The following is a 2,722-nucleotide window of genomic DNA, read 5'->3' on the forward strand; positions in this document are numbered from 1 at the left end:
AAACAAACCCCTGCACGGCGGTAACGTCGAGTATCGAGGGGGGTATATCGAGGATCTCGCGGCGGCAGAAAACCTGGTCGCGGAACTCAATTCTGAGGAGATGAGCTGATGCCCTCCAACGACAATCTCCTGGAGCGGGCATTCATGGCCCGGATCCGGGCCGATGAGTACCGCGAGGACCTCGCCGCCCTGCAGAAGGAGTTCGACGAGCGGCCGGACGTCATCGACCGCAAGCGCCGGATCGAGCGCTGCGAGGAGGAGCGGCGGCAGGCGATCGCGCAGGCGAAGGCGGCGGGGATCAGCAAGCAGGGCTCGTTCCGGCTCAAGATCCGCACCCGCAAGCAGCGCACGGTGATCCCGGAGCGGTTCTTCGCCCGGTTCGGTGCGGAGACGTTCGTCCGGTGCTCCACTGTCGCCATCGGCAAGGCCGAGGCTCTGTTGGGCAAGGGTGCGTTCGACGACTGCTGCGAGGTCGCGGTCAAGGACCTCGGTGCGACGGTTGAGTATGTGCGCCCGGGGGCTGGGGAATGAGCGCCCCTAATTTTAGAGCCCTCACCCCTCTGCTCGCGGAACCCCTCAGAGGTACCACGGGGCCGAGATATCTGATAGGTGATGCCGTCCTAACGGGAGTCGTTGCAAACGCAGACGATACCGTAGGCATGGGGGTTATCGCCGGAACCGTGCTTGCCGACGCCCCGGAGATTATCGGCTGCTACTCTATGCGGCATCTCCGCGAGGCCGTCTCACTCGCTGAGAAGATCGGGATGCGTCGCTTCGTGCTCGCGGCCTACGGTGACGAGGTGCCGGAGCAGGCCCTCCTCCTCATGATCGACACCAGAGGGGATCGGTTCGTCGCGGTTGCGTCCCGGTCGCTCGCCGCGAATTACCCTGCGCAGAGGATGATGGAGGTGGGAGAATGATCCCCGCACTCCCCTGCGGCACGTACTCCGACGGCGACACCCCGGCAGGAGCGTTTTACGTCGCCGCATTCGAGCCCGGGGACGCCCCGCACCATGTCGGCGAGTATCGGATCGAGACTGTCATCCGGGCGCTGGAGGCGCTCCGGACATGCGGCTACGACGATGTCGAGATCGGCAGCGTCGAGCGCGGCGGCAGGCAGCACCTGCTACTGATCGGGCTCGATGGCGAGGCTCGGTTCGGCGACACACAGATGGGTTGTATCGCGGTGGTGCCGGTGGAGGTGGCCTGATGTCCGACCTTCCCGCAACCACCACTCCCGCGACCCCGGCAACCTACGATCCCGAGAAACTCCGCCTGATCCGGGATATGTGCGCCAAAGGAGCGACCGACAACGAGTTCCTTGTCATGATGGAGCTCGCCAACCGCTACCAACTCGACCCCTTCAGCAAGCAGATCTGGCTCGTCAAATATGGCGACTCCCCCGCGCAGATCTTCTGCGGCCGCGACGGATACCTCGCGATCGCCCACCGCTCCGGCGTATTCGACGGGATGGAGGCGGGCGCGGACAAGGATGCCGAGGGGCAGCTCTACGGGTGGTGCAGAGTGTGGCGCAAGGATATGTCGCACCCCTTCGAGGTCAAGGTCTACGCCTCCGAGTATTCGACCGGCAAGAACCTCTGGAAGGATAAGCCCCGGACCATGATCCAGAAGGTCGCCGAGGCACAGTGCCTCCGTAGAGCGTTCAGTATCAGCGGCCTCTACAGCCCCGAAGAGATCGACACTGGCGACCGCGCCCCGCGCTACGTCGGCGAGGTGCCCCAGGCGACCCCAACCTGCTGCGAGGTCTGCGGGGTCCCGGTGCCGGAGGAGATCCGCGAGAAAACCCGGCCCCACATCGAACGAGTGCTCTGCGTCGAGCATTTCTCGGAGTGGTGGAACGCCCAAAAGGAGGTGCAGGCATGACCTTCACCCCGAAAGAGGTCATCCTCGGCGCCTCAGTCCCACTCGAAAACGGCAGCACCATAACTTTCTCGATCGCCGGGAAGATCGAGACCGAACGGGACTGTGACGACGCGGTCGTGATTTTCGGCCGCAAACTCCTGAAATATACCAACTGTGCGACGGACGATGACCGGCTCACGGTGCGGCAGGTGATCTCCTCGATCACCTCGACGCCGCTCGACAAAGTGCCGGACGTCGGAACGCCGACTCCTCCGGCCCCGGTCAAGGAGCCTGCGAAGGTCGCGCCACCTGTGGCTGCCCCGACCCCGGCGATGGGTCCAGCCCCTACAGCGGCAGAGCAGGTGGCGGCGGCCGTCGCCCAGTGCATCAAGCCACCGGTAGATGTAGAGGATATAGCGCGGCAGCAGCACGCCGACAAGCTCAAAGCAGATCTTGAGCGGCTCCAGGCCGATCACGACACCCGGGTTGCGCGGTGGGCGGCGACTGCACCAGATCCCGCGCCGAGTGCACCACCAGCCCCGGAGGCCCCCGTGTCAGGTGCACCACAATCCGGAGAGGTCTGTGTGAACTGTGGTGCGGCTGTGTCGGCGAGCCAGGCGAAACTCTCGCAGCTCTTCCAGAGCAAAACGCTATGCAAGAAGTGCATGGAGGCGACGGCATGATCCTTATCTTCGCGACGCCCGAAGAGACCCGGGAACTGCTCGGGCCCTCGACTCGGCAGCCTGAGATCGTCCGGCCGCAGACGAGCGGTCCGTGCGTGCACTATGACGAGCTGTCGGAGTACGCGGCGGACGCTTACCCGTGCACCTACCCGTACGGCGACGGGACGTGCCCGCAC

6 protein-coding genes are annotated in these 2,722 nt (G+C 64.8%); all 6 read left to right on the forward strand.

The annotated features are described in order from the left end of the window. Positions 1-108: 108 nt before the first annotated feature. Entirely contained in the window at positions 109-531 is a 423-nt protein-coding gene (locus ACE4YL_RS04240; RefSeq protein ID WP_461369267.1) for a hypothetical protein, read from the forward strand. Further along, positions 528-920, forward strand: a complete 393-nt coding sequence (locus ACE4YL_RS04245) for a hypothetical protein (protein ID WP_461369268.1) — start codon at positions 528-530, stop codon at positions 918-920. The genes ACE4YL_RS04240 and ACE4YL_RS04245 overlap by 4 nt, the downstream gene beginning before the upstream one ends. Next, the gene (locus tag ACE4YL_RS04250; protein ID WP_461369269.1) at positions 917-1,210 is read left to right on the forward strand and encodes a hypothetical protein; all 294 of its coding nucleotides are present in this window, start codon (positions 917-919) and stop codon (positions 1,208-1,210) included. Before ACE4YL_RS04245 ends, ACE4YL_RS04250 begins: the two co-directional genes overlap by 4 nt. Continuing rightward, on the forward strand, positions 1,210-1,884 hold the full coding sequence (gene bet / locus ACE4YL_RS04255; protein ID WP_461369270.1) for a phage recombination protein Bet: 675 nt from the start codon (positions 1,210-1,212) through the stop codon (positions 1,882-1,884). The genes ACE4YL_RS04250 and bet overlap by 1 nt, the downstream gene beginning before the upstream one ends. Further along, a complete protein-coding gene (locus ACE4YL_RS04260) occupies positions 1,881-2,546 on the forward strand; it encodes a hypothetical protein (RefSeq protein WP_461369271.1) in 666 nt (221 codons plus the stop codon). Before bet ends, ACE4YL_RS04260 begins: the two co-directional genes overlap by 4 nt. Beyond that, a partial coding sequence (locus tag ACE4YL_RS04265) for a hypothetical protein (protein WP_461369272.1) occupies positions 2,543-2,722 on the forward strand: 180 nt, incomplete at its 3' end. The genes ACE4YL_RS04260 and ACE4YL_RS04265, both read left to right, overlap by 4 nt.

Source organism: Candidatus Darwinibacter acetoxidans, from assembly GCF_041936445.1.
Taxonomy (GTDB): Bacteria; Bacillota; Limnochordia; order Darwinibacteriales; family Darwinibacteriaceae; genus DTU010.